At 74.3% G+C, this 23,868-nt stretch carries 20 protein-coding genes and 1 pseudogene; 11 read left to right on the plus strand and 10 right to left on the minus strand.

The annotated features are described in order from the left end of the window. Window positions 1-118 precede the first annotated feature (118 nt). Window positions 119-2,857, minus strand: coding sequence for a SpoIIE family protein phosphatase (locus ABZ719_RS09900; protein ID WP_366724704.1), 2,739 nt, complete (start codon window positions 2,855-2,857; stop codon window positions 119-121). A 511-nt stretch (window positions 2,858-3,368) separates the two neighbouring features. Between ABZ719_RS09900 and ABZ719_RS09905 the strand changes: the two genes are divergently transcribed. Next, window positions 3,369-3,848 carry an SRPBCC family protein gene (locus tag ABZ719_RS09905; RefSeq protein WP_366724705.1) on the plus strand — a complete coding sequence of 160 codons (480 nt, stop codon included), beginning with the start codon at window positions 3,369-3,371 and terminating at the stop codon, window positions 3,846-3,848. Window positions 3,849-4,002: 154 nt separating this feature from the next. Here the strand turns inward: ABZ719_RS09905 and ABZ719_RS09910 are convergent, their stop codons facing one another. Further along, a complete protein-coding gene (locus ABZ719_RS09910; RefSeq protein ID WP_366724706.1) occupies window positions 4,003-4,833 on the minus strand; it encodes an SAM-dependent methyltransferase in 831 nt (276 codons plus the stop codon). Window positions 4,834-4,911: 78 nt separating this feature from the next. On the opposite strand from ABZ719_RS09910, the pseudogene ABZ719_RS09915 reads away from it, so the two are divergent. Continuing rightward, window positions 4,912-5,322, plus strand: a pseudogene (locus tag ABZ719_RS09915) (MFS transporter); the annotation flags it as partial. A gap of 59 nt (window positions 5,323-5,381) precedes the next feature. Here ABZ719_RS09915 and ABZ719_RS09920 read toward each other — a convergent pair. The 6 genes from ABZ719_RS09920 to ABZ719_RS09945 form a co-directional block, all read right to left on the minus strand. After that, complete coding sequence (locus tag ABZ719_RS09920; protein WP_366724707.1) at window positions 5,382-7,271, minus strand: ABC transporter ATP-binding protein; 1,890 nt, start codon at window positions 7,269-7,271, stop codon at window positions 5,382-5,384. Window positions 7,272-7,753: 482 nt separating this feature from the next. Then, entirely contained in the window at window positions 7,754-8,062 is a 309-nt protein-coding gene (locus ABZ719_RS09925) for an MGMT family protein (protein ID WP_366724708.1), read from the minus strand. Beyond that, entirely contained in the window at window positions 8,059-8,637 is a 579-nt protein-coding gene (locus tag ABZ719_RS09930; RefSeq protein WP_366724709.1) for a DUF488 domain-containing protein, read from the minus strand. The genes ABZ719_RS09925 and ABZ719_RS09930 overlap by 4 nt, the downstream gene beginning before the upstream one ends. Window positions 8,638-8,692: 55 nt before the next feature. After that, window positions 8,693-8,908, minus strand: coding sequence for a DUF2945 domain-containing protein (locus ABZ719_RS09935; RefSeq protein WP_366724710.1), 216 nt, complete (start codon window positions 8,906-8,908; stop codon window positions 8,693-8,695). A 28-nt stretch (window positions 8,909-8,936) separates the two neighbouring features. Beyond that, complete coding sequence (gene murQ / locus ABZ719_RS09940; protein WP_366724711.1) at window positions 8,937-9,845, minus strand: N-acetylmuramic acid 6-phosphate etherase; 909 nt, start codon at window positions 9,843-9,845, stop codon at window positions 8,937-8,939. A gap of 131 nt (window positions 9,846-9,976) precedes the next feature. Further along, a complete protein-coding gene (locus tag ABZ719_RS09945) occupies window positions 9,977-10,921 on the minus strand; it encodes a MurR/RpiR family transcriptional regulator (RefSeq protein ID WP_366724712.1) in 945 nt (314 codons plus the stop codon). A gap of 224 nt (window positions 10,922-11,145) precedes the next feature. On the opposite strand from ABZ719_RS09945, the gene ABZ719_RS09950 reads away from it, so the two are divergent. From ABZ719_RS09950 to ABZ719_RS09985, 8 genes are all read left to right on the plus strand, one after another. Continuing rightward, window positions 11,146-12,240, plus strand: coding sequence for a BadF/BadG/BcrA/BcrD ATPase family protein (locus ABZ719_RS09950; RefSeq protein WP_366724713.1), 1,095 nt, complete (start codon window positions 11,146-11,148; stop codon window positions 12,238-12,240). A gap of 9 nt (window positions 12,241-12,249) precedes the next feature. Continuing rightward, the gene (locus ABZ719_RS09955) at window positions 12,250-13,812 is read left to right on the plus strand and encodes a sodium:solute symporter (protein WP_366724714.1); all 1,563 of its coding nucleotides are present in this window, start codon (window positions 12,250-12,252) and stop codon (window positions 13,810-13,812) included. Then, complete coding sequence (locus ABZ719_RS09960) at window positions 13,809-14,156, plus strand: hypothetical protein (protein WP_366724715.1); 348 nt, start codon at window positions 13,809-13,811, stop codon at window positions 14,154-14,156. The genes ABZ719_RS09955 and ABZ719_RS09960 overlap by 4 nt, the downstream gene beginning before the upstream one ends. Then, window positions 14,147-15,349 (plus strand): anhydro-N-acetylmuramic acid kinase, encoded by a 1,203-nt coding sequence (locus ABZ719_RS09965; protein WP_366724716.1) that lies wholly within the window; start codon window positions 14,147-14,149, stop codon window positions 15,347-15,349. Before ABZ719_RS09960 ends, ABZ719_RS09965 begins: the two co-directional genes overlap by 10 nt. A gap of 53 nt (window positions 15,350-15,402) precedes the next feature. Beyond that, window positions 15,403-18,372: an FAD-binding and (Fe-S)-binding domain-containing protein gene (locus ABZ719_RS09970; protein ID WP_366724717.1), complete on the plus strand. Its 2,970-nt coding sequence runs from the start codon at window positions 15,403-15,405 to the stop codon at window positions 18,370-18,372. A 227-nt stretch (window positions 18,373-18,599) separates the two neighbouring features. After that, a complete protein-coding gene (locus tag ABZ719_RS09975; RefSeq protein ID WP_366724718.1) occupies window positions 18,600-19,445 on the plus strand; it encodes a DUF1206 domain-containing protein in 846 nt (281 codons plus the stop codon). 104 nt (window positions 19,446-19,549) lie between these two features. Further along, on the plus strand, window positions 19,550-19,990 hold the full coding sequence (locus ABZ719_RS09980) for an ATP-binding protein (RefSeq protein WP_366724719.1): 441 nt from the start codon (window positions 19,550-19,552) through the stop codon (window positions 19,988-19,990). Window positions 19,991-20,099: 109 nt separating this feature from the next. After that, on the plus strand, window positions 20,100-21,002 hold the full coding sequence (locus ABZ719_RS09985; RefSeq protein ID WP_366724720.1) for a restriction endonuclease: 903 nt from the start codon (window positions 20,100-20,102) through the stop codon (window positions 21,000-21,002). Window positions 21,003-21,167: 165 nt separating this feature from the next. On the opposite strand, the gene ABZ719_RS09990 is transcribed toward ABZ719_RS09985, so the two are convergent. Then, the gene (locus ABZ719_RS09990) at window positions 21,168-22,769 is read right to left on the minus strand and encodes an SDR family oxidoreductase (protein ID WP_366724721.1); all 1,602 of its coding nucleotides are present in this window, start codon (window positions 22,767-22,769) and stop codon (window positions 21,168-21,170) included. Between the two features lie 127 nt (window positions 22,770-22,896). Beyond that, on the minus strand, window positions 22,897-23,403 hold the full coding sequence (locus ABZ719_RS09995) for a MarR family transcriptional regulator (RefSeq protein ID WP_366724722.1): 507 nt from the start codon (window positions 23,401-23,403) through the stop codon (window positions 22,897-22,899). Window positions 23,404-23,559: 156 nt separating this feature from the next. On the opposite strand from ABZ719_RS09995, the gene ABZ719_RS10000 reads away from it, so the two are divergent. Further along, on the plus strand, window positions 23,560-23,862 hold the full coding sequence (locus tag ABZ719_RS10000; protein ID WP_366724723.1) for a hypothetical protein: 303 nt from the start codon (window positions 23,560-23,562) through the stop codon (window positions 23,860-23,862). Window positions 23,863-23,868: the final 6 nt, after the last annotated feature.

Raw genomic sequence — 23,868 nt, forward strand, 5'->3', positions numbered from 1 at the left:
CAAGTTGACGCGCAAGAGGAGGGTGGATCGGGGTGTCGCTACCGGGCTCCTCACTTGGCATCGATAACAGAAACTGTCCAGGTCACCGGGCGGCGCCATGGAGGCGGCACTCGTGCGGTCACCTCTCCGACAGCCCCGCCGGTGTCTGCTCCGACCAGATGACCTTCCCCGTCTCGGTGTAGCGGGTCCCCCAGCGGTCGGCGAGCCGGGCGACGAGGAAAAGGCCCCGGCCGCCCTCGTCGGTCGTCGCCGCGTACCGCAGATGCGGTGCGGTACTGCTGCCGTCGGAGACCTCGCAGACGAGCGTCCGGTCGTACAGCAGGCGCACCCGCACGGGGTCGCTGCCGTAGCGCACCGCGTTGGTCAGCAGTTCGCTGAGGATCAGCTCCGTGGCGAAACCCTCTTCCGCCAGGTGCCACGCGGCGAGCCGGTCGGTCACCGCGCGGCGCACGGACCCGACCGCGGCCGGGTCCCGCGGCACGTCCCAGGTCGCCACCCGGGACGGGTCCAGGACGCGGGTGGCGGCCACGAGCAGTGCGACATCGTCCTCGGGCGGCCCGGTCAGCAGGGCGGCCAGGACATCGGTACACGTCTCCTCGGGGGTGCGCCCGCTGCGGGCGAGGCTCTGCCGCAGCAGCTCCATGCCGCTGTCGGCGTCCCGGCGGCGGGTCTCGACGAGGCCGTCGGTGAACAGCACCAGCCGGCTGCCCTCGGGCACGTCGAACTCCACCGCCTCGAACGGCAGACCCCCGACACCCAGCGGAACACCGGCGGGACTTCCGGGGAAGCACACCGATCCGTCCGGCAGCGCCAGCGCCGGGCCGGGGTGCCCCGCACGGCTCAGGGAGCACCGGCCCGCCACCGGGTCGTACACCGCGTAGAGACAGGTGGCGCCGGTGGCGCCGGTCGCCTCCGGGTCGCCGGCTGCGGATTCCTGGTCGATCCGGGCGACCAACTCGTCCAGACGGGCGAGGAGTTCGTCGGCGGGAAGGTCGAGCGTGGCGAAGTTGTGGACGGCGGTCCGCAGGCGCCCCATGGTGGCGGCGGCGTGCAGACCGTGGCCCACCACATCACCGACCACCAGGGCGACACGGGTTCCCGGCAGCGGGATCACGTCGAACCAGTCGCCCCCCACCCCCGCCTCGGCGGGCAGGTACCGGTGGGCGACGTCGAGGGCGCTCTGCTCGGGCAGTCCGCTCGGCAGGAGGCTGCGCTGCAGGGTCACCGCCGTCCGGTGCTCGCGGGTGAAGCGGCGGGCGTTGTCGATGCACACGGCCGCCCTGGCCACCAGTTCCCGGGCGAACGCCTCGTCGTCCGCGTCGAATGCGGCCGGGTTCCGCGAACGCCAGAAGGTGACCATGCCGAGGACCACACCGCGTGCGTGCAGCGGGACGGAGAGCACACTGTGGAACCCGTACGCGAGGACCCGTGCGAGGCGCTGCGGGTCGTCCCTGGGCCGGCCCAGCACGGTGTCCAGGCGGGACTGCGCCAGGGAACCCCGGCTGGCCCCGCCCAGGGACTGGATGCTGGTGGGCACGATGCCGCTCACCTCGCCGACCGGGTACAGCGGGTGGTCGTCGCGCAGCGCCGTGAGCGCGGCCCTGCGCATCGGGACGACCCCGCCCTCGGATCCGCCCGGCTCCTCTCCGCGGAACACCGTCTCGGCCAGGTCGACGGTGGCGAAGTCCGAGAACCGCGGGGTGGCCACCTCGGTCAGCTCCTGCGCGGTCGTGGCCACGTCGAGGGTGGTGCCGATCCGCGAACCGGCCTCGTAGACGAGCAGGAGCCGCTCGCGCACCGCCTCCGCCCGGCCGGTCACCGCCCGCAGCTCGGTGGTGTCCCGCAGGGTGGCGACCATGCCCGGCGGACCGCCCGCGGCACCGGTGGGCCGCACGTTGACGGCGAGCAGCCGCTCACCGACCGGCACCACCTCGTCGCTGGCCGGCCGGGCCGACTCCAGCCGCTCCGCGATCCGCGGAGGCAGGCCCGCCTCGGCGACCGGACGCCCCTCGGCCGAGGAGGGGAGCCCGAGCAGCCTGCGGGCCTCGTCGTTCGCCAGGACCAGCCGCCCCCACCCGTCGGTGATCAGCACGCCCTCGCGGACGGAGTGCAGCACCGCGTCGTGGTGCTCGTACACACGCGTCATCTCGGCGGGGCCCAGACCGTGGGTCTGCCGGGACAGCCGCCGCTTCACCAGGGCCGCGCCGCCGACGGCGAGCAGGAGCGCTCCGGCGGCACTGCCGAGGATGACCGGCATCTGGCGGCTGACGGACTGGTTGATGTCGCCGAGCGTGATCTCGACGCCGACCATGCCGGCGACGGACCCGTCAGGACGGAATACCGGGACGGTCGAGTCCACGGCCGGCCCCACACTGGCGCTCAGCTCCGTCGTCTCGGGATGTCCCTCCAGCACCTTCCGGTAGGGGCCCAGGATGTGCTTGCCGATGAGACGGGGATCGGGGTGCGTGTAACGGATGCCCCGGGTGTCGGAGACGACGACGAAGGCGACGTCGGCCGCTTTGCGGACCGCCTCCGCCCGTGGCTGCAGCACGGCCGTCGGGTCGGGGCCGTCCAGTGCCGCCGCGGTGCCGGGTGCGTCGGCGAAGGTCTGCGCCACCGAGAGGGTCCGCTGCCGGGCCTCCTCGGTGGTGTCACGCCGTACCTGAAGGATCAGGGACACCGCCGCCGCGACGGCCAGCAGCGCCACGAGCACCACTTGCAGGACGAAGACCTGTCCGGCGACGCTCGGCGCCGCCGGCCCGCCTGCGCGGAGTCCGCTTGTCCGGCTCCGGGCCGGGGAGGTTCTCCTCCGGTACAGACGAGTCAGAGGCCCGCGAACCGGACGATCTGCTGCCATAGCCACATTATGGGCGCGGTGCCGGGCGGACCGTGCCGGCCGTCCCCGGCGGCACCACGCCGAGCCGCTTGCCGGTCGAGTCCCCCGGCCGCCGTGCACCGGGCGGACCGCCGCCGCCCGGAGACCGCAGGGGGGCGGCATGCGGCATCGCTGCCGCCCACCGCACTGAGGTGACCGAATCCGGCCCGCGGTTCACCGTCGCGGAGAGGGGCGGGAGACAGGCCCGGGCGGGGCCGGGGAGGCGGGCCGTCCGGGGCGTACGGCGCACGCTGCGGCCTCTCCGCGCGGTCGCGCACGGCACGACGGTGCGACGCGCAGTCGTAAAGCCGTACGGGCCGGGTACTCGCGGACCATGCCGGACGGGCGGGCCGTAGGTCCCCCGCGGTCGGTCAGGCGGAACCTGACCGGCGAGAGCCGGTCAGCAGGACTTGACCGGCGGAAGGACCGGCAGGAAGCGATCAGCAGAGTCTGGTCCGCAGAAAGTGACCAGCACAACCGGAGGCGCACGGATATGAGCACGGTCAAGGAAACGGTGGAAGTCGACGTCCCCGTCCACACCGCGTACAACCAGTGGACGCAGTTCGAGTCCTTCCCGCACTTCATGGACGGGGTGGAGGAGATCCGGCAGCTGGACGACCGCCACAACCACTGGGTCACGAAGGTGTCCGGCGTCACGCGCGAGTTCGACACCGAGATCGTCGACCAGCTCCCGGACGAGCGCATCACCTGGCGCACCACCAGCGGCGACACCCGGCAGCGCGGCTCGGTCCGCTTCGAGCGGGTCGACGACTCGCACACGCGCGTCGAGCTGGTGATGGACATCGAGCCCAGCGGCATGGCGGAGAAGGCCGGCGACCTGCTGGGTGTGATGGACCGGCGCGTCAAGGGAGACATGAAGCGGTTCAAGAAGTACATCGAGGAACGCGGCGGCGAGAGCGGGGCCTGGCGCGGACGGATCACCCCGGGCGACACCGGCGGCACGCCTCTGTGACCCGTCGGAACGCCGGCGGGACCCCTCCGTGACCCGCAGGGGACCTCTCCGTCGGCATCACCTCGACAGCAGCACCTCGGCATCACCGCGGACGCCACCAGGCGCACCGGGGTGAGGACCCACCGGTGTGAGCCCTGCGCACCGGTGTGAGGACCTAGGCCTTCCGGGCCAGCCCGGCGGCGATGAGCCGCTCCCAGACGGGGAGTTCAGGCTCGCCGCCGGGCCCCCCGGGGCCGTCTGTGGGGCCGTCCGCGGTGCCGGGACGCCACAGGGAGGCCGGGACGATCCCGGGCTCCAGGATCTCCAGGCCGTCCAGCAGGGAGGCGATCTCCGCGTCCGTGCGCCACCGGCCGCGTCCGAACGTCTGCTGGAGCACCCTCTCGGCCTCCGCGGTCTCCGCGTTGTGACCGGACCGGAAGTGACTGACGAAGAAGTAGCTTCCCGAGGGGACCTGGTCGCGCCAGTAGCGGACGATCCCCGCGGGGTCCTCGTCGTCGTTGACGTGGTGGAGGATCGCGCTGAACACGACGGCGACGGGGCGGTCGAAGTCGATCAGCTCCAGCGTGTCCGGATGGGTGCGGATGACCTCGGGACGGCGTACGTCGGCCGCGATGACCCGGGTCCGCTCGTTCTCCTGGAGCAGCGCGCGGCCGTGCACCAGCACCTGCGGGTCCATGTCGACGTAGACGACCCGGGAGTCCCCGGCATGCCGCTGCGCGACCTGGTGGACGTTGTCGGCGGTCGGAAGGCCGCTGCCCAGGTCGATGAACTGCCGTACCCCGGTGGACGTCGAGATCTCCGTGACGGCGCGGGTCAGGGCCGCCCGGTTGGCGAAGGCGATGGCCACCGAACCGGGCAGGTCGCGCTTGAACACGTCACCGATCCCGCGGTCCACGGCGTAGTTGTCCTTGCCGCCGAGCAGGTAGTCGTAGACGCGCGCGATACTCGGTTTGGTGGGGTCGATCGAGAGGCCTTCATCCGTCATGGCGGCCATCCTGCCCCGGCAGACCGCCCGTTGACCACCGGTTCGATCAGACCGTGACCTCTGGCTGCCCCCAACTCCCGCGCCAGCCTCGTGCTGTCCGTGACGCTCCTCGCGGGCTCGGCGGGAGCGGCGGCCATCGCCCTCGTACCGCACCTGTGGAGCGCCGTGGTGCTGGCGGCCGTGATCGGGCTGAACGCGGGCGTCTTCGGCGGCCTGGACAATGTGCTCGTCCAGACCGCGGCGGACCCGGCCTTCCTCGGCCGGGTCACCTCCGTCGTCATGCTCACCATGGTCGGGCTCGCGCCCCTCGGCTACCCGCTGGCCGGGGCCGCCATCGGCGCCTGGGGTGCCGCCCCGGTGTTCGTCGGCTGCGGCGTCCTCGGTGCCCTCGGCGCGACCGTCACCCTCGCCTCCGGCGCGGTACGGCGAGCCGAACTCCCCAGGGCCCCGCGCCCGTCGAGTAGGCGCCGCGCCGACAGCCGCCGCTGAAGCCGTCACGCACGCCCCGCCGGACAGGTGCCGCCGGCGGGGCGTGGCACGGTCAGTGGTCAGCGGTCCTGGGACAGGCGCAGGAGCGCGGCGAAGGTGCCGCTCGCGTGGACGAGATCCTCGTAGCGGCCGTGCTCGGTCACGCGACCCTCCTCCATGACGACGATGTGGTCGGCGACCTTGGTGTTCTCCAGACGGTGGGTGACGATGACGGTGATGCGGTCGGAGGCGATGGCCCTGATCCGCGTGAAGATGCCGTGCTCGCCCCGCGGATCCATCTGCGAGGTCGGTTCGTCCAGGATCAGCAGGGGCGTCTGCCGGTAGAGCGCGCGTCCGCAGGCCAGCCGCTGCCACTGGCCGCCGGACAGCTCCGCCCCGCCCCACAGTTCCCGGGCGAGCAGCGTGTCGAGCCCCTGGGGCAGCTTGTCGACCGCCTCGCGCATGCCGACGGCGTCGACCGCCTCCCACACCGGGCCGTCGTCGAACGTCCTCGGCTGGCCCAGGGTGATGTTCTCGCGGGCGCGCAGCGGCCAGCAGGCGAAGTTCTGCGGGACCAGGGCGGTGCGCCGCCACACCGCGTCGGGGTCCGCGCCGGCGAGGTCGGTGCCGTCCCACAGGACGCGGCCCTTGTCGGCGAGCAGGATGCCGGTGATGAGCTTGACCAGCGTGGACTTGCCCGACCCGTTCTCACCGACGACGGCCAGGATCTCACCGCGGCGCAGCGTGAGCGACACACCGTGCACGGCGGGTTCGTCCTTACCGGGGTAGCGGTAGGTGACGTCGTCCAGGCGGATCTCGTCCACGCGCTCGGGAACGGCCAGTTCGCCGCGGCGCGGGGCGCGTGCGCGGGCCATGTCGAGGAAGGACCGCATGTCGGCGAGGTACAGGGAGGTGTGGAACAGGGCGGCACCGTGCATGACGAACTGGGAGAGCGCGCCCAGCGTGGTCTGCACGGCCACGACCGCGGTCGCCGCGACCGGCAGGGCGACCCGTCCGGTGGCCGCCAGCCAGGCGAGGGCCGCCCAGGCGGCGAGCAGGAACACCCCGCCCAGGGCGCTCGTCGCCAGGGTGATGCGCAGCATGCGGGGCGCGGCGGCGAGCACCCGTGCGTCGATACGGTCCGACAGGGCCCGGTACCAGTGGATCAGGTAGCCCGTCATGCCGTTGGCCCGGACCTCGTCCCCGTGCCGGGAGTAGGTGGCCCACCAGCGCATCATGCCGCGTACGTTGCGGTCACCGACGTTCAGGAAGTGGGTCTCGTAGTCGACGCGTGCGGTCAGCACGGCGCCCGCGCCCGCCGGCAGCACGGCCAGCAGGAGCAGCGGCAGCATCAAAGGGTGCAGCACGGTGATGACACCGCCCGCCGCGGTCATGCGGATCAGCGCGGCCATGAACCGCTGCGCGTCCTGGACCATCAGCCGGGTCCGGGTGACGCCGACCTCGGCCGCCTCCTGCCGGTCGGCGAACCCGTCCTCGCCGTAGGCGGACGCCTCGACCCGGCACACGGCGGCGACCAGGGCGATGTCCGCCTCGGTCGTCAGCAGCGGGGTGATCCGCCCGTCCGCGTAGGAGGACAGAGCGCCGCTGATCCGGCCGACGCCCGCGGCGGACGTGACGACGATCAGCGCGGGCAGGGCGCCGTGCAGGCGTTCGGGCACCGTGCCGGTGCCGAGGATGTGCGTCATCGCCCGCGCGGTGAACGCCAGCACGAGCGCGGCGGTGACACCGCCGAGGCCCTGGCAGACCAGGAGGAGGACGACACCGGGCCTGTCCACGGCCCAGGCCATGCGCGCGGTGCGTCCGAGCACCCCGGGAAGGCGCCGGCACAAGGCGCCGAAACTGGCGTCCGCCAGGGGGTTCTTCCCGTGCCGGCCCTCGAAGGTGATGGTGGCCGGCGGTGGAGGCGGCGGTGTCTGGGCGCTCGGTGCGCCGGCGTCGGTCGCGGTCATCCGGGTTCCTCCTCGTGGGTCGGCGCCGCGCCCGCGTGGCTCGGCGGTGCCCGGCTCAACGAGGAGGAACGGGAATCGAACGCGCTCGGTCTCGGACGCCGTGGACCCCTTGGAGGACAAGGGCCCGGCCGCGCGGCCACCGTGCTCAGGCCGCTGCCGCGGTGCCCCGGGTGGCCGAAACGCCGGTCTTCACCCTCCTGACGCCCCGGCCGGGGTCCCGTCCGCGGACCTGCACCGGGCGTACGCCACAGACGTACGCCCCCGCCGTACGCCCGATCGGTCACCGCGGCCGGCGGGCGGTGGCCGGCCCGGAGACGGTGACCCGACCGGGGAGGAGACCGTCATCAGCGAGGCAGGAGACCGCCATCGGCCGGGTCCGCACGGCTCGGACGGCGTGCGCCCGGCGCGCATCGCAGCCAGGTCCAGCGACTCCCGCCCGGTCGAGGCCGCAGCGGTCCGTGCCCGCACGCGCGTCCGGAGCGTCACCGCCCGGGAACACCCCCGGCCCAGGGCTCCCGGTGATGCCGCGCCCGCGCCATGTCCACCCGCGTCCCGCGCATCGGTGTGCCTTCAGCGATGAGCAGTTCCCGCGCCCGGCCGCCGTGACAGGTGGCCGGGGTCCCGTCGGCGTGCACGACACGCCACCACGGGACGCCTTCGTCGAGCAGGCCCATGACCCGCCCCACCTGCCGCGGTCCCGCCCCGATCCACCGGCCGACGGCACCGTAGGAGGCGACGGACCCGGCCGGGATGGTGAGGACCGCTTCCCGGACGTCCTCGACGAGACTCATCGCGCCCTCACCGCAGGGCCGGGCGGATCCGGCGGATCTTGTGGGCCCGCCGGGTCCGGCGGGTAGGTCAGGCGCCCGTCGCGCACGCGCGCGTTCGGGTTCAGCACCGCGGGCTTCGCCGTGGTGGCCGACATGATGTGCACCACCTCCGCGCCCGCGACGATCAGAGCGTCCGTGATGAGCCTGCGGTGGCAGCGCCAGGGCACCGCCTCGCTGCACATGATCGCCGGGCTTCCGTGCTCGGCCAGCTCGAGCAGTTCCTCCAGCCCTTCCGTGAACGCGTCGGTCGCCATGTAGTCGGCGTAGTCGCGGAAGGCCTTGACCCGCCACGCCCCGTTCGCGCTCGGCACCCCCTTGGGCGTGTGCCGCCGGCCGCCCAGCCGGGGGATCCACCGGTAGCCGATGTCGGGAGGCAGGGACTCGACGATCGCCGGCTGGTTCCACTGCGGGTACTTCCTGGACGACGGGAACGAGCGGACGTCGGCCAGACAGGTGATCCCGTTGCCGCGCAGCATCTCCAGCACTTCGTCGAAATCACGCGTGGAGTGCCCCACCGTGCAGATGCGGTTCGTCATCCCTCGTCCCGCCGCCTCGCCCGCGAACACCCCGTCGCCGTACCCCGTCGCCGTCCTACAGTTTCGTCAGCGCGCCGCCTTTGTGCAGCGCGATGTGACCGGTCCTGTCGCTCTTGATCTCGTACTGCGGGTCGCTCTCGGAGCAGCGGTGCACATGCCCTTTCCAGTCCACGTCCCGCGTGTGTTTCCTGATGATGACGCCCTGGACGTGTCCGGCCTCGGAATTCCAGCGGACATGGTCTCCGACGGCGAACTGCTGCGTGTGGGACATGCCGGGCGGGTTCCCGCGCGCCGTCCCTTCATGCTCCGCAAGGGGCCGCGGCGACGGCCGCCCGCGTGTCGCCGCCGGCCCGCTCCAGGCGCCGGGCGGCCTCTTCGGCGGTGCAGTGGGCGAGGAGCATGACGATGGCGGTCTTGGCGTGGCCGCCGGCCCGGCGCAGGGTCTCCGCCGCCGTGTCCGGGCCGGCTCCGGTGGCCTGCTCGACCATGCGGCGGGCGCGGTCCACGAGCTTGTCGTTGCTGGCCCGCACGTCGACCATGAGATTGCCGTAGACCTTGCCGAGGCGCACCATCGAGGCGGTCGAGAGCATGTTGCAGACCATCTTCTCGGCGGTGCCGCCCTTGAGCCGGGTCGATCCGGTGACCACCTCGGGCCCGGTGGGCACCTCGATGGGGATGTCGGCGTAGCGGCTGACGGCCGCGTTCGCGTTGCAGGCGACCGACACGGTCACGGCGCCCTTGGCGGCGGCGTGCTTGAGGCCGCCGATGACGTAGGGGGTACGGCCGCTGGCGGCGAGTCCGACGACCGTGTCCCGGTCGTCCACGCCGATCTCGTCCAGGTCGGTGACGGCTCGGGCCGGGTCGTCCTCGGCGCCCTCGACCGCGACCGCGAAGGCGCCCGGGCCGCCGGAGAGCACGCCCACGACCTGGCCGGGGGAGGTGCCGAAGGTCGGAGGGCACTCGACCGCGTCGAGGAGGCCGATGCGACCGCTCGTGCCGGCGCCCAGGTAGATCAGACGCCCGCCCCGGCGCAGCGACTCGGTGACCGCCTCGACGGCCGCCGCGATCTCCTCGAGAGCGCCCCGAACGGCCAGGGCGACGCTCTGGTCCTCGGCGTTCATCACGGAGAGCAGGTCCAGGACCGGCATGCGGTCCAGTTCGGTGGTCCGCTCGTTGCGGGTCTCGGTACCGAGTGTGCTGAGGTCCACGGCGCGGTCGTCCTTTCGGGGCGGGCGGGGGCTGGGCGTGGTGAGGGCCGGCGGTGATGGGGGCGGGGGGTGAACGGAGCGGTCCGGTCAGTCGCCGGTGGTGCGGGCGGGGGTGAACGGAGCGGTGCGGGTCAGTCGCCGGTGGGGGAGCGGCGCTGCGACGGGGAGCGTCTGCGGTGCTGGACGGCTCCGTAGGTCTTCTCCAGCGCCGCCGTCGTGGCGTCGTAGGACCGCTGGGCGACCCCGACGAACAGGCAGTCGATGACGGCGAGCTGGGCGATGCGGCTGACGGTCGCGCCGGAGCGGAAGGGGGTCTCGCGGGCGCAGGTCGTCAGCACGAGGTCCGCGCCCCTGGCCAGCGTGGAACGCGGCACGTTGGTCAGGGCGATCGTGGTGGCACCGTGTGCGGCCGCGGCCAGCAGCGGTTCGACGGTGTCCTCGGTCTCCCCGGAGTGGGAGATGGCCAGGGCGACGTCACCGGGGCCGAGGAGGGCGGTGGCGGTGAGGGCCGCGTGCCGGTCCGTCCACACGAACGCCGTACGGCCGATGCGGTGCAGTTTCTGGTGCAGGTCCTGGCCGACGAACGCGCTCGCGCCGACACCGAAGATGTCGATCCGCCGGGCCCCGGCGACCGCGTCCACCGCCCGCCCCAGCACCTCGGTGTCCAGCGCGGCCCCCGAGTCCTGCAGCGCGTGCACCTCGTTGTAGATGATCTTGCCGACGATCTCGTCCAGCGTGTCGGTGGCGCTGATGTCGGTGACCGGGACCGGGCGCTCCCCGCCGAGGGCGTCCTCCCGGGCGGCCGCCGCGGCCAGCGCCAGGCGCAGCTGCGGGTAGTTGGCGATCCCGATGGTCCGGCAGAAGCGCATCACCGTGGCCACCGAGGTGTCCGCCCGCCCGGCGAGCGCGCTGATCGACAGCTCCGACGCCTGCGCCGGATCGGCCAGGACGGCCTCGGCCACCCGTCGCTCGGAGGGGGCCAGGGCGGGCAGTGCCGCCCGGATGACCGCCAGTGTTCCGGCCGCGGCGGTGTCCGGCGCCGGCGGGGCGGGACGGGATGGTTCCTGCTGGGGCATGGGCGCCGTTCCCTCCTGGGTGGGTGAGCGACACGGTAATCACACCGCCGGGCGACGTCAAAAAGTTACGGACCAACTTTCGAGAGGTTACTTATTGACATGCGGAGGCCGGGGTTCTGATACTCACTGGACCGCGATCCGCGCCCGTCACCGCGGCGGCCGTCCCCGGCCGTGCCGTGACCGCCCGACGCGACGGATCCCCGGAGCACACGAAGGCGTGTTGTATGACATCAGCAGTGGCGGTGGACCTCGGCAAGACCGGCTGCCGTGCCGTGCTGTGGGACGACGGCGTTCCCGCCCACCCGCTCGGCCGGGTCCACGAGGTGCCCGGCGCCCCCGGCCTGGCCACCGCCGACGGGGTCGCGGCGGCGCGCGCCGCCGTGCGTGCCGCCGTCCTCCCGCTCCTGGAACGGGTGCCCGCGTTCCGTCCCGACGCCCTCTGCGTGGGTGCCGCGGGCGCCGCCAGCGCCCCGGAGGCCGCCCGGGACCTGGCCCTGCGGCTCCTGGAGGACCTGCCGGCGCAGGAGGTGGCCGTCACCAGCGACGCCGTGACCGCGCACGCCGGCGCCCTCGGCACCCGACCCGGTGTCGTGCTCGCGCTCGGCACCGGCTCCGTCGCGATCGGCATCGGGGACGACGGAACGTACGCCCGCGTGGACGGCTGGGGCCCCTGGCTCGGCGACGAGGGCAGCGGAGCGTGGATCGGCGCCGCCGGACTGCGGGCCGCGCTGCGCGCCCACGACGGACGCGGCCCGGCGACCGCGCTGCTGGCCGCCGCCGCGGAACGCTTCGGCGACCCCGAGCGGCTGCCCGCGGCCCTGGACCGGGACGGCAACCCCGCCCGTACCGCCGCCTCCTTCGCACCGGACGTGGCACGCGTGGCCGCCGCCGGCGACGACCGCGCCGCGGCCGTCCTGCGCGAGGCCGCCGCGGCACTCGGCGAGGCCGTCCTCGCCGCCGCCCGCCGCATCGGCGGCGCCGCCGCCCCGTCCGCCGCCCCGACCGGCCCGCCGGCCGGCAGGCCCCCGCTCGCCCCGCCCGCGCCTGCGTCCGGCACCGGAGCCGCCCCCCTGCCCGTCGCCCTGACCGGCGGACTCGCCGGGCTCGGAGAACCGCTGCTCGGCCCGCTGAGGGCCTGCCTCGCCGGCTCCCCGCTCGCCCTCGACGTGCGGCCCGCGCTCGGCGACCCGCTGGACGGCGCCCGCCTGCTGGCCCTGGACGCCTCGGCACCCCACGAACCCCACGTCGCCCGCGTACGGCGGTCGGCGTCCTTCACCACCGTCCCCACCCCGCCGGTGACCCCGCCGGTCGTCGCTTAGGAGCTGATCGTGCGCCAACTCGACCTCGTGGTGGTCGTCGTCTACCTGGTGGCGATCGCCGTGATCGGCCTCAGGCTGGCGGGCCGGCAGAAGACCGCGAAGGACTACTTCGTCGGTGAGGGCCACATGCCGTGGTGGACCGTCGCGTTCTCCGTGGTGGCCACCGAGACCAGCGTGCTCACCGTCATCAGCGTCCCCGGCGGGGCGTACGGCGGGCAGGGCTTCGGCAACGTCGAACTCGCCCTCGGCTACGTGATCGGCCGCGTCGTCGTGGCCGCCGTGCTGATCCCGCTGTACAAGCGCGGCGGATTCGTCAGCGCCTACCAGTACCTGGGAAGCCGGTTCGGGCTGAAACTGCAGGGGCTCGCCTCGGTGACCTTCGTCTTCACCCGGCTGCTCGCCGAGGGCGTACGGCTGTTCGCCTCGGCCATCCCGATCAAGCTGCTGCTCGACGAGTTCGGCGTGCACGCGAGCTACCGGGTCATCATCATCGCCGTCACCGTGATCACCGTCGTCTACACCTACCTCGGCGGCATCAAGGCCGTCATCTGGACCGACACCATCCAGATGGCGCTGTACGTGGGCGGCGCGGTCCTCGCGATCGCCGTCCTGTCCGCCCACGTCGGCGGTGCCGGCTTCGCGGACGCCCTGCACGCCGGCCGGTTCAGGCTCTTCGACACCGACTTCGCCCCGGCGCACATCCTCACCAGCTCCTTCGCCCTGCCCACCGCCATCATCGGCGGCGCCATCTTCGCCATGGCCAGCCACGGCTCCGACCAGCTGATGGTCCAGCGCATCCTGGCCACCCGGACCCTGCGCGACGGACAGAAGGCCATGATCGCCTCGGGTGTCTTCGTCACCCTCCAGTTCGCGGCCTTCTCCCTCGTCGGCGCGCTGCTGTGGTCGTACAACCAGGGCAAGGACTTCAAGGCACTGGGCCTGAGCAGCTCCGACAACCTCTACCCCGAGTTCATCCTGCACGGGCTGCCCGTGGTCATCTCCGGCCTGCTCGTGGCGGGCATCCTCGGCGCCGCGATGGGATCGCTGTCCTCCGCGCTGAACTCCATGTCGAACTCGACGGTCGCCGACATCATCCACAGCTTCTTCCGCGGCACACCCTCCGAGGAGTTCCTGCTCCGGCTGGCCCGGGTGATGACCCTGGTGTGGGCGGTGCTGATGGCCGTCTTCGCCTGTGCCTTCAGCACCAGCACCGGCAACGTCTACCTCACCGGCCTCACCATCGCGGGCTACACCTACGGCGCGCTGCTCGGCGCGTTCCTGCTCGGACGGATCGTCCGGCGGGCCGGTGAGGCCGACGCCGTCGTGGCGTTCCTGGTGACGGTCGGCGTGATGACGTACATCGTGCGCGAGGTGAAGATCGACGTCACCGTGGCCGGCGTCACCGTGCCCACCGGGATCGCCGCCCAGTGGCTGGTGCCCATCGGCGTCCTGGTCACCCTGGCCGTCGGCGGCCTGACGAGCCTGCTGCACCGTGCCCCGGCGGCGGACACCGGCGCCGGCGAGCCGGGCGCCGGCCCCGAACGCGTCACCGCCGCGGCGGGCCGGGAATGACGGCGCGCGCCCCGCGCCCGGCCCGCGCCGCCCCGGCCGCCGCCTCGGCCACCTCGGCTGTCCTGATCCCCTCGGTGACCTCGGCCGCCCCGACGGCTCCGGTCGCCTGGGCCGCGCCGGTCACCTCGGTCGCCTCGGCCGCCCCGACGGCCCGGGTCACCAGGACCGCCCCGGCCACCCCGCCTGCCCCGGTCGCCCCGGCGGCCCCCGGACCCCCGCGCACCCCCGCCCGTCCGCCGGGCGCCGCCCGCCCCGAACCGCACCACGACCTCCTGGGAGAGACCATGCCGCAGCACACCCCGCCCCCGGGGCGCACCGTGCACCGGGAGGCGCCGTGCGTGTGATCGGCCTGATGTCGGGCACCTCCTACGACGCCATCGAAGCCGCCGCCGCCGACCTCACCCTGGACGGCGACACCCTGCTCCTGCGGCCCCTGGGACACCTCTCCGTCCCCTACCCGGCGGACGTACGGGACCGGATCGGCGCCACCCTGCCGCCGGCCGCGACGACGACCCAGGCGATCTGCGCCCTGGACACCGGCGTCGGCCAGGCCTTCGCCGAAGCCGCCGGGCGGGCCCTGCGCGAGCTGTGCGAGGGCGCCGCCGACCTCGTCGTCTCGCACGGCCAGACCATGCACCACTGGGTCGAGGACGGCACCGTCCGGGGCACCCTCCAGCTCGGCCGGCCGGCCTGGATCGCCGAGGCCACCGGCCTCCCCGTCGTCTCGGACCTGCGCAGCAGGGACGTGGCCGCGGGCGGGCAGGGCGCCCCGCTGGTCGGCATGACCGACACGCTGCTGCTGCGCGCCCTGCCCGGCACACCCGCCGCGCTCAACCTGGGCGGCATCGCCAACGTCACCGTCCTCGCGCCCGGTGCCGAACCGCTGGCCTTCGACACCGGCCCGGCCAACGCCCTGCTGGACGCCGCCGTACGCCACGTCACCCACGGAGCCGCCGCCTACGACGAGGACGGACGCCGGGCCGCCGCCGGCCGTACCAGCCCCGCACTGCTCCGCGTCCTCCTCGACGACCCCTACTACCGCAGGCCCGCACCGAAGACGACCGGCAAGGAACACTTCCACCTGCCCTACCTCCAGCGCGCACTGGAGGCGGTGCCCACCCCGCGCACCGACGACGTCCTGGCCACCCTGACCCGGCTGACCGCCGTCACCGTCGCCGACGCCTGCCGCGCCCACGGGGTCACCGAACTCGTCGTCTCCGGCGGCGGCCTGCGCAACCCGGTGCTGATGCGCATGATCGCCGAGGAACTGCCCGGCGTGCGGCTGCGCCCCAGTGACGAGCTGGGCGTGCCCGCCGACGCCAAGGAGGCCCTCGCCTTCGCCGTCCTCGGCTACCTCACCGTCAACGGCCTGCCCGGCACCCTCCCGTCGGCCACCGGCGCCCGCCGGGCCACGCTGCTCGGCAGCATCACGCCCGGCCACGGGCCCCTGCGTCTGCCCCCGCCGGCGGCCCGCCCACCGCACCGGCTGCGCATCACCGGCCCGGTCCCCGCCACCGGCCGGCCGCGCACCGGCTGACCCGGCGCACCCGCCGGCGCCATCCCCCGCCCGCCTCCTTCCCCCGAGGACCCATGAGCACCTCCGCCGCCCCACCCCCCGCCGTCCCGCCCCGCCGCGCCGCAGCCGAAGGACCCGAAGGACCCGACGGAACCGCAGGGCTGACCGGAGCCGGAGGACCCACCGGAACCGAAGGGCTGGCCGCGCTGCTGGCCCGGTGCGTCGGCGACCCGGCCAGGGTGACGACCGAGGTGCCCCGCCGCGTCGCGGCCGCCCACGACGCCTCGCCCTACCTGTTCACACCGCAGGCCGTCGTGCGCGCCGCCACCGCGGCCGAGGTGGGCGCGCTGATGGCGGGCGCCCGCGCGGCGGGAGTGCCCCTGACGCTCCGCTCGGGCGGCACCAGCCTCGCGGGGCAGGCGGGCGGCGAGGGCATCCTCGTGGACGTACGCAGCCACTGGCGCGGGGCCGAGGTCCTCGACGACGGCCTGCGCATCCGGCTGCAACCGGGACTGACGGTCCGTCAGGCCAACGCGCGGCTCGCCCGGTACGGACGCCGGCTCGGCCCCGACCCGGCCAGCGAGTCCGCCTGCACCATCGGCGGCCTGGTCGCCAACAACTCCAGCGGCATGAACTGCGGCACCCGCGACAACGCCTACCGCACCATGGAGTCCCTCCAGTTCGTGCTGCCCTCGGGCACCGTCGTCGACACCGCCGCCCCCGACGCGGACGAGGCGCTGCGCGCCCGCGAGCCCGAACTGCACGCCGGGCTGCTGCGGTTGCGCGACCGCGTACGGGGCTCGGCCGCCTCCCGCGCCACCGTGGAGCGGCTGTTCTCGATGAAGAACACCATGGGCTACGGCCTCAACGCGTTCCTGGACCACACCGAGCCGGCCGACGTGCTCGCCCACCTGATGATCGGCAGCGAGGGAACCCTCGGCTTCGTGGGCGAGGCGGTCTTCCGCACCGTCCCCCTGCTGCCGCACACCGCCACCGGACTGCTGGTGCTGCCCGGCCTCGCCGAGGCCACCGACGCGCTGCCCGCGCTGCTGGCCGCGGGGGCGCGCACCGCCGAACTCCTGGACGCGGCGTCCCTGCGCGTGGCGCAGCACGCCCCGGACACCGTCGACGCGCTGCGCGGCCTGCGCGTCGAGCGGCACGCCGCCCTGCTGGTCGAGTTCGCCGAGGACAGCGCCGAACTGCTCGAGGAGCGGATGACGGCCGTGCGGCCGGTCCTGGACCGCCTGCCCGCCGTCGGCGGCACCCGGCTCGTGCGCGACCCGCGCGTGCGAGCCCGGCTCTGGCACCTGCGCAAGGGCCTGTACACCGCGGTCGCCGGGGCCCGCCGTCCGGGCACGACCGCGCTGCTGGAGGACATCGCGGTTCCCATGGAGCGGCTGACGGCCACCTGCGACGGCCTGACCGGCCTCTTCGACCGGTACGGCTACCAGGACGCGGTGGTCTTCGGGCACGCCCGTGACGGCAACCTGCACTTCATGCTCACCCAGGACTTCGACTCCGCCCGGGAGGTCGAGCGCTACGCCCGGTTCACCGACGCCATGGTCGATCTCGTCCTGGACGCCGGCGGCACGCTCAAGGCCGAGCACGGCACGGGCCGCGCCATGGCCCCCTTCGTCCGCCGCCAGTACGGCGACGAGCTGTACGAGGTCATGCGGGAGCTGAAGCGGCTGTGCGACCCGCACGGCGTGCTCAGCCCGGGCGTGCTCCTGGAGGACGACCCGACAGCCCATCTGCGCAACTTCAAGAGCGTCCCGGAGGTCGACCCGGCCGTCGACGCCTGCGTGGAATGCGGCTACTGCGAGCCGGTCTGCCCCACCGCGGACGCGACCACGACACCACGTCAGCGCATCGCCCTGCGGCGCGAGATCGCGCTGGCCACCGCCGCCGGCGACGACGAACGGCGCCGGGCCCTGCAAGCCGACTACGCGTACGCGGCCGTCGACAGCTGCGCGGCCGACAGCCTCTGCGTCACCGCCTGTCCGGTCACCATCGACACCGGCGCGGTCATGAAGAGGCTGCGCGCCGAGCGCCACGGCGCCGCCGCGCAGCGGGCCGGTGCGGCCGTGGCCCGCCACTGGGCAGGTGCCGTCAAGGGCGTGCGGGCCGCGCTGAACACCGCCCACGCCGTGCCCGGCCCCGTCGTGCGCGCCGTCACCGGCGCGGCCCGCGGGCTCGGCGCGTCGGACCTGGTGCCCGCCTGGGCCGACGACATCCCGCGCGGCGGCCCGGCCCGCCCCGGTCCCCGGCGTCCCGCCGGTGCGCGGGCGGTGTTCTTCGCCGCGTGCATCGGCAGCGTCTTCGCTCCCCAGCCGGCGCCGCAGGAGGCGTCCCCGGGGACTCCCGGAGGGGCGTTCGAGGGGGCGGGCGGTTCGGCGGCGGCCTTCCTGCGGCTGTGCGAGCGCGCGGGCGTCCCCGTCACCGTGCCCGACCTGTCCGGCCTGTGCTGCGGCACCCCCTGGCAGTCCAAGGGGTACACGGCCGGACACCGCACCATGGCCGCCCGCACCCTCGACACGCTCTGGGAGGCGACCGGCCACGGCAGGCTGCCCGTGGTCTGCGACGCGTCCTCGTGCACGCACGGACTCGGACAACTCGCCGGCGCCCTGCCGGAGCCGGAACGGTCCCGCCTCGCGGCCCTGGACTTCGTCGACAGCGTCGTCTTCACCGCCGAGCACCTGCTCCCCGCGCTGCCCGAGCCCCGCCGCCTGCGCAGCCTCGCCCTGCACCCCACCTGCTCCACCGCGCACCTCGGCGCCGACGACGCCCTGCGCACCGTGGCCGCGGCCGTGAGCGAGGAGGTCACCGTTCCCGACAGCTGGGGCTGCTGCGCGTTCGCCGGCGACCGCGGTCTGCTCCATCCGGAGATCACCGCCGCGGCCACCGCCGCCCAGGCCGCCGAGATCACCTCGCGCGCCCACGACGCGTACGCCTCCTGCAACCGCACCTGCGAGATGGGCATGGCCCGGGCCACCGGCCGCCCCTACCGGCACGTCCTGGAACTCCTGGACGCGGCCACGGACTGAGAACTGCGGACGAAAGGGGCGCCCGGCTCCCCTTTCGCCCGCAGCTCCGCCCGCAGCTCCGCCCGCAGCTCCGCCTGCGGCGGACCTCGGGCCGCTCCGGCGGCCTCACGCACCGCCGGGCCGCAGACCGGCCGCGCGCCGAACGACGGGACCGCGAAGAAGGCCGGTGCACCGGCCACTTCGGGCCGCACGGGTGTCACACGCGGGTCCGGGGGCATCGGGGACCCATGGACACAGGGGCAATGGCTTTGCGGGGACGGGGGCAGGCCCGCCGTGCGGCCGACAGCACGGCGATGGCTGTCGCGGCCCGGGCGGGCTTCGCGGCCCGTGGACTGATCTATGTGCTCGTGGGCGTGATCGCGCTGCAGATCGCGTTCCACGGCGACGGCGACGGCCGGCAGGCCGATCGCGGCGGCGCGCTGGGCGAGCTGGCCGGCAAGCCCCTGGGCTCGGTGATGCTGTGGGCCGTGGGCGTCGCGCTGGCGGGCATGGCGCTGTGGCGGCTGTCGGAGGCCGTGGTCGGCGGAGCGGGCCCGGACGGCGCGAAACCCGCCAAGCGGGCGGCGGCAGCGGCGCGTTTCGTCTTCTACGCCTTCGTGTCCTTCTCCGTGCTCTCCTACGCGGCCGGTGACAAGGGCAGCGGCAGCGGATCGTCCGACCGGCGCACCGACGACGTCACCGCCACGGTGCTGGGCTGGCCGACCGGCCAGTGGATCGTCGGGGCGGCGGGCGCCGCCGTGGTGGCCGCCGGGTTGTGGATCGCGGTGCAGGCCGTCCGGAAGAAGTTCCGCGAACGGTTGCGCACCGAGGCCATGTCGCCTCGGGCCCGGAAGGTCACCGACGTCCTCGGGGTGGCGGGCGGCACGGCCCGCGGCGTCGTGTTCGCCGTCGCCGGGGTGTTCGCCGTCGTGGCCGCCGTCCGGCACCAGCCCGGCAGGGCCAGGGGGATGGACGACACGTTGCGCTCGTTCCGGGATCTGCCGGCCGGTCCCTGGCTGCTCGCCCTGATCGCTCTGGGGCTGGCCGCGTTCGGCGCCTTCTCGTGGTGCAGCGCGCGCTGGCGCCGACTGTGAGGACACGTCGGGAAGCACCGGCCGGGCGCTGGGGAACCGCGCCCGGGGTAGGAGCCGGGAGCAGGCACACGCAGGCACGGCATGGATCGACCGAGGAGGAACTCGTGAGCGGAGCGTCCGTACGCGCGGTGGGCTGGGCACGGTCGCTGCCCGTCTCGAGCGGGGTCAGGACGGCCCGGGAGTGGGCCCGCGGCCACCTGGAGGACCTGGGCTGGACCACCAGTCTGCCCGAGACGGCGGACGACGTCCTGCTCACCGTCTCGGAGCTGGTGACCAACGCCCACGTCCACGCACGCAGCAGTGCCCAGCTCGTCATGACCTGGGACCAGCGGTGCCTGCACGTGAGCGTCCACGACTCCTCCCCGCACCTGCCCACGCCCCGCCCGCCCAGCGCCGGACGCACCGGTGGACGCGGCCTGTTCCTGGTCGACGCGCTGGCCGACACCTGGCAGGCCCACCCGTGCCCCGACGGCAAGATGGTCACCGCCTGCTTCCGGCCGCCGGCGCCGGACCCGTCCGACGCCGGTCGTCCCGGCGAGGCGTGAGGCGACGCCAGGTCGCTCGCACAGCAGCACGGCCGGCCGTGGCCGCCGTCGTCTCGGACAGGCGTGGAGGACCGGTCCCGGCCGCCGCGCAGGAGGAAGGCAGAGCCGCATGACCCAGCCCGTGAGCCGCATACCCAGCGTGCGCCGCGACCGGCGATTCGATCTGCGCACGACCGCCCTGTTCTTCCTGCTGCTCGCGATCCTGCTGTGCGTCTTCGCCTTTCTCGTACGGCTCCTGCTGGGCGTGGTCGAGCGCCGCCCGCTGTGGGCCGGTGAACTGGCCCTGGCCGGCATGGTGGCCGTGGTGCTCTTCCGTTCCCGGTGGCGCCGCTTCTCCGCCGCGAGATACGCGCGCCGGGCCGCAAGGGCGCTGGAGGAGGCGGCCGAGCGGGCGTCCGACAGCCTCGGCGAGACGGCGGTGGAGGAAACCGCCCCGCCGGCCGTGGGGGGCAGCGCACCGGCCGCACCGGACGTCGTCGTCGAGCCGGCCCAGGCCGTCCGCGGCGGGACGCGGGGCATCGCGGAAGCGGCCCCGACGCGGGCGGTCACCTTCGCGCCGTATCTGGACGAGGAGGCGCGGACGGTTCCCCTCGACCAGGTGGCGGTGCACGCCGCGCTCGACCCCGACGGCTTCGAGCGGGCCGTGGCCGACCTGTGCGCCCGTGATGCCTGCCGGGAGGCCGAAGTGGTAGGCGGAGCAGGTGACTTGGGGGCGGACGTCACCGCGGTCGCACCGGACGGACGGCGCGTGGTGATCCAGTGCAAGCACTACGAGGAGGCGAACAAGGTCGGATCGCAGGACCTGCAGCGGTTCGGGGGGACCTGCTTCACCATCCACGAGGCCGACGTCGCGGCGGTGGTGACGACCAGCGACTTCACCGCGCCCGCGCTGGAGTACGCACGCCAGTGCGGCATCATCTGCGTCAACGGCCGCGACCTGCGGGCGTGGTGCGACGGCACCGGACCGGCGCCCTGGGAGTGGACGGGCGTCGAGCTCCCGGACGGGCGGTAGACCGGGCGGGTGGCGGCGCGGCCTTCGGGCCCGGTCTCCTGGAAGCGCGACGCGGGGTCCCGGCGCCGATGTCCCGGAAGCCTTCCGCGCTCTCCGGGCCGGTGTGCCGACGCGTGAGCCCGGCTCCCCGGCCGCTGCCGTCTTCCCGGCACGCCGTGGACGCTCCTACCGACCTGTCCGCCCCGAGCGGGAGGGGCGGAGGCGCCCTGCGGACGAGCGTGGTCCGCGTGCGCTCATCCCCTTGGCGGCGGCCTGGGTGATGTTGCGGGCCATGCCGCCGAAGACGAGGGCGTGGAAGGGCGAGACGGACCACCAGTAGGCGTGGCCCAGCAGGCCGCGCGGGTGGAACAGGGCGCGCTGGCGGTAGCGGGTGCGGCCCTCCTCGTCCGTCTCCGCGCGCATCTCCAGCCAGGCCAGGCCGGGCAGCCGCATCTCGGCGCGCAGCCGCAGGAGGTGGCCGGGCTCGATCTCCTCGACCCGCCAGAAGTCCAGTGAGTCACCGACGCGCAGCCGCTCGGCGTCACGCCGCCCGCGGCGCAGGCCGACACCGCCGACGAAGCGGTCCAGCCAGCCGCGGACGGCCCAGGCCAGCGGGAAGGAGTACCAGCCGTTGTCGCCGCCGATGCCCTCGATCACCTTCCACAGGGACTCCCGGGACGCGTTCACCGGCATCTCGCGTTCGTCCTCGTAGAGGCTGCCACCGGCCCAGTCCGGGTCGGTGGGCAGCGGATCGCTGGGCGCCCCGGGCAGCGCGGCCGACGACCACCGGGTGGCGACCTGCGCCTCGCGCACCTTGCGCAGCGCCAGGGCGAGCGCCTCGTCGAAGGGCAGCGGCCGGCCCGGCAGGTCGGGGACGTAGCGGGAGATGTCGTGCTCGGCGCAGACCACTTCGTGGCGCAGCGACTCGGTCAGCGGCCGGGCGATCGAGGCGGGCACCGGCGTGACGAGGCCGACCCAGTGGCTGGACAGCCCCGGCGTGAGCACCGGCACCGGCAGGATCAGCCGGTGCGGCAGCCCCGCGACAGCCGCGTAGCGGCGCATCATGTCACGGTAGGTGAGGACGTCCGGACCGCCGATGTCGAAGGCCCGGTCGACGTCCTGCGGCATGGCCGCCGAGCCGACGAGGTAGCGCAGCACGTCGCGGATCCCGATGGGCTGGATGCGGGTGCGCACCCAGCTGGGGGTCACCATCACCGGCAGCCGCTCGGTGAGGTAGCGCAGCATCTCGAACGACGCCGAGCCCGAGCCGATGACGACGGCCGCCCGCAGCACCGTGGCCGGGACGGGGCCCTCCAGGAAGATCCGCCCCACCTCGGCGCGGGACCTCAGATGCGGGGACAGGGCGTGCTCCGGGACGCCCTGCGGGGTGAGCCCTCCGAGGTACACGATCCGCCGCACGCCGGCGACCCGTGCCTGCTCGGCGAAGGTCCGGGCCGCGCGGCGGTCCGTGTCCTCGAACCGGGACCCGGTACCGAGCGCGTGCACCAGGTAGTACGCGACGTCGATCCCGCGCATGGCCGAGGCCAGGGAGGCCGCATCCGTGACGTCGCCCCGGACCGTCTCGGCGTCCGGCGCCCAGGGGTGGTCGCGCAGCTTGCCGGGGGAGCGGGCCAGGCACCGGACCCGGTGGCCCGCCTCCAGCAGTTCCGGCACCAGCCGTCCGCCCACGTACCCGGACGCCCCGGTGACCAGGCAGTGCAGGCGTTCACCACTTCGCTCCGAGTCCGTGCCCACGCGTGCCTCTCCCACCGATCGGTCCGACGGCATGCCGCCCGTTGGGTACGATCATCGGCCCCACGGCGCGTGCGCGCCTCCCGCGAGCAGCCGGTGCGCCGGTCCCCGCCGCCCGTTCCCGTCCCCACCGGCCGGTGCCGCGGCTCTCACCGCCCGGGCTTCACCGCCCGGCGGTGCCCTCTCGCCCGGCCTCTCGCGCCGCGGCGGTGACCTCGCGCATGGCCAGCAGAAAGCGGCGTACCACCGCCAGGTCGGCCGCGTCGAAGGAGTCCATCGAGGCGATCATCTCCCTGATCAGCGGCCCGAAGAACGACCAGCCCAGGGCGACGGCCTTGTCGGTGACCGCGAGCAGGACCCGCCGGCGGTCGCGGGTGTCGCGTTCGCGGCGGACCAGGCCCAGCCGTTCGAGCCGGTCGATGAGCGCGGTGGTCGATGCCGAGTTGATCCCCAGCTGCGTGCCCAGCCGCCCGGCGGTGGCGGTGACGCCCTCGCGGTCCGCGTCCAGCAGGTGGATGAGCGCGCGCACGTCCGTGGGGTGCAGCCCGTTGTCCGCGGCGAACTCCGCCGCGGACAGGTTCAGTTCCACGGTCACGGCGCGCAGCAGGTGCACCAGCTGCAGGCCGGGCTCGTCGTGGTCCACCGTCTCCTCCGATCGGACTCCGGACATCTCGGTGATCGAGAACTTCAATGTCCGAGAACTTCAATATCTCGGTGGTCGAGATTATCGTAGGTCGAGCAATCACCGGGCGAGGCGTCGGGGGCGGGGACCGTGGGCGAGAGGACGGAGCCGAAGGTGACGGATTCAAGGGGGACGGAGCCGAGGGTGACGGGGGTGCCGGACTTCTCCGAGGCGTACGACGCCGTCCTGCGGCGGTGGCCCGTGGAGGTCCTCAGCAGGCAGGTCACGTCGGCTTACGGGAGCACCCAGGTCCACGTCTGCGGGCCGGAGGACGGCACCCCCCTCGTGCTGCTGCCCGGGGGCGGAGCGACCTCCGTTGCGTGGTTCGCGGCCGTCGGCCACCTGGCTCGCACCCACCGGGTCCACGCCCTCGACCTGATGGGCGACATCGGCCGCAGCGTGCACGACGGGACACCCCTGCGCGGCGCCGCCGACCTGACCGCATGACTCGAC

The organism is Streptomyces sp. NPDC006743 (assembly GCF_040703815.1).
In the GTDB taxonomy this organism is placed as follows: domain Bacteria; phylum Actinomycetota; class Actinomycetes; order Streptomycetales; family Streptomycetaceae; genus Streptomyces.